Raw genomic sequence first — 7,780 nt, 5'->3', positions numbered from 1 at the left:
GTGCTTTTTTCTGATAATACCAGTCAGGATACTTTTCCAGTCCCAGTTCTTTATAATGATGGCGTTCATAGTTGCAGGCATTCCAGAGTTTGGAAGCCGCATAACACATATGCCCTATAATGTTGGAATATTCCGGACAGATCTTTAACGATGTTCTGTGTGACAGCAGCATTCCTCTCCTCCCTTCAGACAGCTATACAGATGGATCTTTACACTCCACCCTGATTTAATACGATTTGCTCTGATGTTCAATATAACGGCGGATATTTTCTTCAGATACAGATCCGATTGTCTCCACATAATAGGAATGGTTCCACAGCTCTCCCTTCCATAGCTGGTTTCTTATTTCCGGAAAACGTTCGAATAATTTTCTGCCGGTGATCCCCTTCAGATATTTGACAATTGCTGTTATAGACAGCTTTGGTGGAGCTGATACAAAACAATGGACATGGTCACCTTCACCACATTCAAATAAATGAACGGCAAAGCCCTTGTCCTCAGCAATCTGCTGCACCAGTTCCTGAAGGTATTCCTCAATTTCTGGATTTAATATTTTCCGCCGGTATTTCACTGACCATACCATATGGTAGTTAATATTACACACACAAGTTCTATAATGTATTAGATTTTCTTTCATACATATAGTATAACATAACGAGTGGAAACGCACAACAAAAAATCGAACATATTTTCGATTAATTATATGCCAGTTACGGCATTAATATCAAGGAGTTAAGGGATTATTATATTATTTCCATGTGCAGATATGTACAATTCTACGCTTTCATCTCGGTAATTGAATTGCCGAGGATTCCCGCTTATCGTCCTAAAATCACAAATACATATGAAAAAGAATAAATATCTGATATTTTTCAAACAACAAAAATGTCGCAGTAATGATTTAAAAAATCATTACTGCGACATTTCCTTTACATTATTTCTTCGTCTTCGTCGATATGTACATCTCCTGCTACCTCATCCGGTACCGGCCAGATATGGATGCAGTTTGGTGTCTCAATATGATGGGGTTTATCGTTCATAACGATAATATTCTTGTCATAGTCTACAGTAAACGTAGTGATGGAGTTGCTTGCATGGTTCGCAAGTGCGATGTGCTTATTATCTGGGAAGATTACCAGATCCTTCGGATAATCGCCACTGATCGGAAGATTGAACTTCTTCTCAAGAAGTCCGGTCTCATGGTCAATCTCATACATGGAAACCGAATTCTCTCCGGCAGTTGTACAGAACAGATGCCTGCCGTCCGGTGCAAGTGCAAGTCCGGATGCCGCATTGTGGATCGCATCCTCGTCATTCGGCTTTCTGAGTGTGCTGACACTCTGGAGCAGTTCAAACTCAGGAGTACTGCCGCTTCCGTCATAGCTGTAAACCTTGATCTCATTGCTCAGCTCAAACAGGATATATGCAAATCTGCCGTCTGCACTGAAACGGATGATCCTAGGACCGCTCTCTCTCGGGCAGCGGAGGATGTCGACCAGTTCCAGCTTATGCTGTCTCTTGTTGATGCGGTAGATCTTGACCTGATCGATGCCGTTGTCAACTGCACACAGGTATTTGTTGTCCGGTGTAGGACGTACACAGTTTACATGTGGACGGAAGTTACGCTCTGCAACGCTTCCAAGTCCCTTGTGATAAACACCATCCATGATACGTCCGAGACTTCCGTCGCGGCGTGTATGTACAACCGTCACCTTGCCGTCATGGTATCCTGCCACATACAGATATTTGCCGTCCACGTCTGTTGCCAGGAAACATCCTCTCATTCCGTCGATGCTGACTCTGTTAATGCGGGTCAGGTCACCGTTCTCGTCACGTTTGAACACTGCCACACCTTCGTCCTCGATGGAATACAAAAACTTGCCATTCTTGGAAATTGCCGTATGAGATGCATTGCTGACCTGTACTTCGCTCCGTTCTTTCAGAGTACCTTTCTCAACATCTACATCGTAAACCTGAATACCTTTACTGTTGCCGTGGGTATATGTTCCCACATAGGCTACATATTTCTTATTCCCCATGATATTGCCTCCTAAAATCGCGCGTTGTCGTCGTCCACGCAGAGACAGTGCTCTGCATGAACTTAAGTGGTTACTGTTCACTCCAGCAACCTCAGGTGTCCTTATTATATCACAATCCAATTCCAAGAACAAGTTAGCATTCAGGAGGAAATGTATTTTATCTTATACTTAATGTACTTTATTTTCCACTCAATGTTTTTTTCTGTAATACAGAATGCCGACGGTCCCACCTGCTGCCAGGATCAAAAGTGCCCAGAATACCCAGAGCGCCGTGTCATCTCCTGTTTTTACAGTTTTCACACTTGAAGAGCTGCTTTTTACAGAAGGATTATTTCCGGAAGAAGACGATGCTGCTGTGGATGTTACAGATGGCGATGGTGTAACAGATATCACCGGTGTGGGAGTGATCTTTTGGATCTCTTCTCCCTTTGTCTTTGTGTGGATGTCGTAGAGGATCTCCCCATTTTCTTCCATTGGGACACAGACAAGAAACGGCGCGATCACCCCGTAGGTTTTTTTCCCGTTCTTCTGGCGGATGAGGTAAATTCCTTCATTGAGATCTTCAAAAACAAGTTTTCCATCTGCGTCTGTCATCCTTGTTTCTGCCGAAAGTTTCTTCGCCGTCACCCAGGAAGAAAGTTTTTCTGCCGCTTCTTTGTAATCTGTGGATCTTGACAGATTCCAGGGAGTTACCTTACAGCCTTCAAACGCCTCTGTCAGATGCCAGCCATTCTCCTTCTGCTCTGCCACATAAAAACATTCCAGTGCAGTGCCTTCCCGATCTGTCCCGATCTCATTCAGCTGAACCGTGATGCTTCCCTTTCTCTCTGCCGCATCCACAGAAACAGCCGGAAGAACTACAAATATCAGGATCACAGCAAGGAGAAAAACGCCTGCTGTCTTTTTATTTTTTCTTTTCAACCTTTTTCCTCCTTCCTTTTTGATGGCTTAAGGAGCCAGAATCCTGCTGCTCCCAGAAACAGTATGGAAAGTACAAAAACTCTTTTTCCCCAGATCAGAAATCCGGATTCTTTTGCCTGTTCTGCACGTTTCTGTGCTTCCCGGTATGGAATCCTCTTTCCTCTTACAAGAAGCCTGTGTGAGTTGATCCCATAGGGAGTACAGGTCACCAGTGTCACCTGATCCTTTCCCTCTTCGATCCGCAGAAGATCTGTGCGGTCCGGTGTCACGGTAACGATCTGGTTCACCTGATACGCCAGCTTTTCTCCCAGAACATTCAGGAAAAAAAGATCTCCCGTCTTCATCTGATCCAGATCTGTAAAAAACATCCTGGTCGCGATTCCTGTATGTGCCGCGATCACAGCATGTGTCCCCCCTCCCCCGACAGGAAGTGAAGAACCAAACAGATGTCCCGCCCCCTGTTCCAGAACATGCTCCGAAGTTCCATGAAAAACCGGCAGAAAGACCTCGATCGACGGAATTTCCAGATAACACAGGATCCCGTCTCCGGAGACATCCAGAAGTTTCTGATATTCTCTGTATGCAGAAGTTTCTTCTGCGCCACCTCCAAAACTGTCACCCGGAAGTACTCTGCCTGCGCGAAGTTTTGAATTATAGTTTCTGGCTTCGCCCAGAAGTTTTTGTTTCCCGGTGTCCGACAGTTTCTCTGCCTTTTTTTCATATTCATAGATGACTTTGCTCTGGTTTCTCTGATTTACCCACTGACTGACAAACGGATAGTTCAAAAATCCCATCCCCACCAGAAGAAACAGGAAAAAAATCAGTCTCTGTCTTTTCACATCTTCCTCCTTCTGTACAGAAACAGCCCTGTCAGAAAGACCATCAGAAATGCCATGCCGATCAGGATCGAAAGCACATACTGCCGCATCCACAGACTTGCCGTCTGCTTTTTCCTGGCTGCTTTCTGCGGATTCTTCTGTTCTGTGACACGATGTCCTCTTACCAGGAGCCGATGGCTGTTGATGCCATAGGGTGTACAGGTTACCAGCGTTACCAGATCTTTTTCCGGAATGATCCGAAGAAGTGACGTATCCTCAGGCCTGACGACCCGGATCTGATCCACCTCATAGGCAAGATGCCGGTCCAGAACCTGTATATAAAAAAGATCTCCTTTTTTCAGAAGAACCAGATCTGTAAACAGTTTCTTGTCAGAAAGTCCCGTATGGGCAGAAAGGACACAGTGCGTATCCTTTCCCCCTACAGGCAGAGAAGTGTTCTCAAGATGCCCAACACCCTTTCGCAGCACCTCCTGTGAAGTGCCGTGGTACACGGGCAAAAATACATTGATCTCCGGGATCTCTATATACCCCATGATCCCGTCACTTTCCAGATCCAGAAGATGTTCATACTGCTTTTCTTCTGTTCCATCCACAGCAAGATCCGGGTCAAAAGGATCTGTCAGAACGGCTTCTCTGTTTTTCAGTTTTACATTATATTCTTCTGCTTCTTTCAGCATTTGATGGATCTGTGTTGTATCCATTTTGTCGGTTTCTTTCTGATATTCGTAGATGACTTCCTCCTGCCTGTGCTCATAAAGAGAATTGCTGACAAAAGGATATGCCATCAGAAGTATCCCTGTTCCGATCAGAAATCCTGGAACCAGAAGCGGGCGTTTTTTCCTAGTCTTCATTTATTTTGCACGGTTTTTGCGGATGGTCATAGAATAGTAGCCACATCCTGCTGCCACGGCAAACGCACCTGCCAGAACGAAGAACCAGATACCGCTGCCGCCGGTAGATGGAAGTTCGAAGCCTTTGATATTGTTGATCGTTACTTTGAAGATACCGTCTGTGTTGCCATCCTGGCTGATTGTTCCAATATACTGATTGTTATTCTCTTCTTTTCCATCCAATACATAGGTATTGTTTCCTGTTTTTGCTGTAATCTTAATCTTAACCGGTGCCTTGAGGAGATTATAGCCTGAAACGGTACTAAGCTCTTCAAGGAAATATGTTCCTTCTTCAAGACCTTTGATATTCAGTGCACCGCCTGCTGCCGGATGTATTTTTGTATTGTTTTCTGCACTGGTTTCTGTTTTGGAAGTTACATGGTAAACACCATCACTTACTTTTTTCATCTCATAATAGGTTCTGCCTGTTGTTTCTGCCTTTCCATCTTTTGTGGAATAAAGAACGAACGTGATCGCGTTTTTATTGGAATCTGTTACCGCTGCTGCACTTCCTGCCAGTTGTTTATCTGCTTTGATTCCAAATGTATACTCTGTAACTTTATCCCAATCCGTTTCCATGTCTGCACTGCTGCCGATCTTATACTGGAGTTTTACTTCATTCGGGTTTCCTGCCGGTCCGCTGATCTGAGTATCTGGTCCGATCTTTACATTTTCATTTACTACTGCCGTGTAATAGAAATAGATTTCCTTTGTTGTTTCTTCTGCATCAGCTGCTGCCCAGTTACTGATCCTTTTAAGGCCTTCTTCTGTCAGGGTAACAGCAATTGTCTTGCCACCTATATATTCCGGTTCTGTTCCGGTATAATTTTCGACTTTTGTAGTATAATACTGTACCTCATCGGTGTTCTCCAGTGAATAATTATTATTTGTTGTACGTACAATTACATTTTTTAACTGAATTCCATCTTCCTCTGTTTCCGGTGTCAGACCTTTGCTCAGGTTATCCACAAGAATATATTTTTTGAACTGTTCCTTATTTCCATTGGCTACGGTTGGAATATTCGGAACCGTTCCTTTCAGACGGAAATGAACAGTGTCTCCAATGGAAGTAATGTCTGTATCGTCTACACTTTCACTTCCATCTGTCTTATCTTCGTTTGCTGTCACAATCTTCTTTTCTGTTTCCGGTTCGTCGGTGCTGTTTTTGACCTCTGCTGTTACATTTTTTTCCCAGTAAGCTTCTCCCTCATTTGTAGTGACATACGTAGGCAGTGCAATGAGGAAAGGACTCTGAATATTCGTCAGGGATACCTTTTCTCCATTAATACTCGCATTTGCAGAGCTCCACTCTACTACAGCATACAGACCATAGTCCGCATTTTCGATCTTAGCTGTGCCACTGGCATTTCCATCACAGCCTGTTGTTACAGAAGTAAAAGCAGTTCCTCCTATATATTCTTTCAATGAAGTCTCTGTCTGTAAATTAATACTCTGCAAATATTGTGTATTAATTTCGTTAATATCTTTGTAATAGTACATATCGCCATTTTCAGTTATGTGATAATCCGCTGCTGCAGTGATTTTAAACGCAGCTGCAAACGCAGCTTCCACACCATACGCCATGGAAATTTTATTTTCATCTACGATCTGATAGAGATCACCGACTTTTGCATATCTGAACTCTACTCCATCAATAGGGTCCTTACTTTCACTTCCATTTTTGTATTTTTTAAGTGTCAGAGATGGAGCTTCCGATTCTTCATCCTCCTCTCCAAGCAATGTTTTATAATATTTATCTGTCACTAGTGTCGCCTTTGGTGTATCTGTCGCTGCTGCCTGCACAGAAAGCGGTGCTCCTCCTATCAACGTAGCGATGGCCGCCGTACCAGCCAAAAATTTCAGAATTCCTTTTTTCATTCTGCATACTCTCCCTTCTTTTTGCTGTTTCTATTTCTGCTTCCACTGCTGATCCAGAACGCACCTCCGATACCTGTAGCAATAAGTCCCAGAATACCTGGCCAGAAGAAACCGTTTCCGCTGGTCATCGGCATTGTGAATGTATTATTTGAAATCTTATATTTCAGTTTTACATAGACAAACCTGCCCTGAGTTTCTGCTACTGGTTTGATTTCGTTTCCAGATTTCGTTTCCAGAAGCATTGGAAGTTCTATATCCGTAATCGGATTTTCAAGTCCCTGGGTTCCTGCAAGTGGCCTGATCTCGGTCAGGCGATATTTGTAACCCAGTTTCAGACCCCGGAATGTAATTCGGCCATTTTTATCTGTTTTTGCAATACCGTTGTTTCGCACCAGATTTCTGTTACTGCACACAGTTGCATCCAGATTCCGGTATTCCGCTTCACTGTCTTCGTCTGTTTTTCCATCATCTTTTCTGTACTGCAGCAAAAATTCTACATTTTGAAGTGCTTTGCCGGTACCGTCTGTTTTGATGATTTCAATGCTGCCTTCCAGAATATTTCTGAATGCAAATGACGGATGTGTTTCTTTTGTATCTGCAAATTGTGCTCCGCCACTTTTTCCACTGACGGAGTTAGAAAGGTTTGTATTTTCTGCTTCAATTTCGGTACGGAATCCCGGTACATATCCGGAATCCTTTCCATCTTCTTTTTTCTTTCCTGAAGAATCTGTTTCTTCTATATAATATGTGATCTTGTTTTTTCCATCGTTATTCCCGTAGATTGGCAGTCCATAGATGGTTATGGTCTGGTTGTTTTTGAGGTAAAATTCCCTGCCAACAGTAATATCTTTCTGCTCTTTTGTTACTACTGCTGTTCCATTTTCTTTCTCCGTTTCCGTAGCAATCACTGCGTGATAAGTTCCCTGAACTTTTCCATTATTCGTAAGTGTAAACCCGAAGATACGGTCATTCAGGTTAAACTTCTTTGTTTCACCAAGATCTGCAGTTTTGGATGCCTGAATCTCTGTAGGCGTATTAACAAAGCAAAACGCCGTCTTTTCCGTTTCACCGTTTCTTTCTTTGCCTTCTGCTGTATTTTTCTCTTCCTCCTGATAGTATCCGCCATGATTTTCTCTGACGTGATAGACAGTGACATCCTTTCCATCCTCTTTTATCGTGGCAGATCCCGGAATATATTCCGGGAGCCCCTTCC

General features: G+C 43.4%; 7 protein-coding genes. All 7 read right to left on the bottom strand.

The genetic code is table 11. The features are described from left to right. Positions 1-226: 226 nt before the first annotated feature. Positions 227-637, bottom strand: a complete 411-nt coding sequence (gene tnpA, locus WMO75_RS18045) for an IS200/IS605 family transposase (RefSeq protein WP_255647177.1) — start codon at positions 635-637, stop codon at positions 227-229. Positions 638-929: 292 nt separating this feature from the next. Next, positions 930-2,039, bottom strand: coding sequence for a lactonase family protein (locus WMO75_RS18040; RefSeq protein ID WP_118698182.1), 1,110 nt, complete (start codon positions 2,037-2,039; stop codon positions 930-932). A 189-nt stretch (positions 2,040-2,228) separates the two neighbouring features. Beyond that, positions 2,229-2,960 carry an isopeptide-forming domain-containing protein gene (locus tag WMO75_RS18035; RefSeq protein ID WP_118698183.1) on the bottom strand — a complete coding sequence of 244 codons (732 nt, stop codon included), beginning with the start codon at positions 2,958-2,960 and terminating at the stop codon, positions 2,229-2,231. Beyond that, complete coding sequence (locus WMO75_RS18030; protein WP_349078665.1) at positions 2,957-3,799, bottom strand: class C sortase; 843 nt, start codon at positions 3,797-3,799, stop codon at positions 2,957-2,959. Before WMO75_RS18030 ends, WMO75_RS18035 begins: the two co-directional genes overlap by 4 nt. After that, a complete protein-coding gene (locus WMO75_RS18025; protein WP_349078663.1) occupies positions 3,796-4,650 on the bottom strand; it encodes a class C sortase in 855 nt (284 codons plus the stop codon). The genes WMO75_RS18030 and WMO75_RS18025 overlap by 4 nt, the downstream gene beginning before the upstream one ends. Next, on the bottom strand, positions 4,651-6,567 hold the full coding sequence (locus WMO75_RS18020) for a SpaH/EbpB family LPXTG-anchored major pilin (protein ID WP_349078661.1): 1,917 nt from the start codon (positions 6,565-6,567) through the stop codon (positions 4,651-4,653). Continuing rightward, on the bottom strand, positions 6,564-7,780 hold a 1,217-nt coding region (locus WMO75_RS18015; protein WP_349078660.1), incomplete at its 5' end, for a prealbumin-like fold domain-containing protein. The genes WMO75_RS18020 and WMO75_RS18015, both read right to left, overlap by 4 nt.

Origin of the sequence: Blautia intestinihominis (assembly GCF_040096655.1) — a bacterium.
GTDB classification, from domain to species: domain Bacteria; phylum Bacillota; class Clostridia; order Lachnospirales; family Lachnospiraceae; genus Blautia_A; species Blautia_A intestinihominis.
The sequence above is the reverse complement of the archived record's forward strand: the minus strand, read 5'-3'. Positions and strand labels throughout refer to the sequence as shown.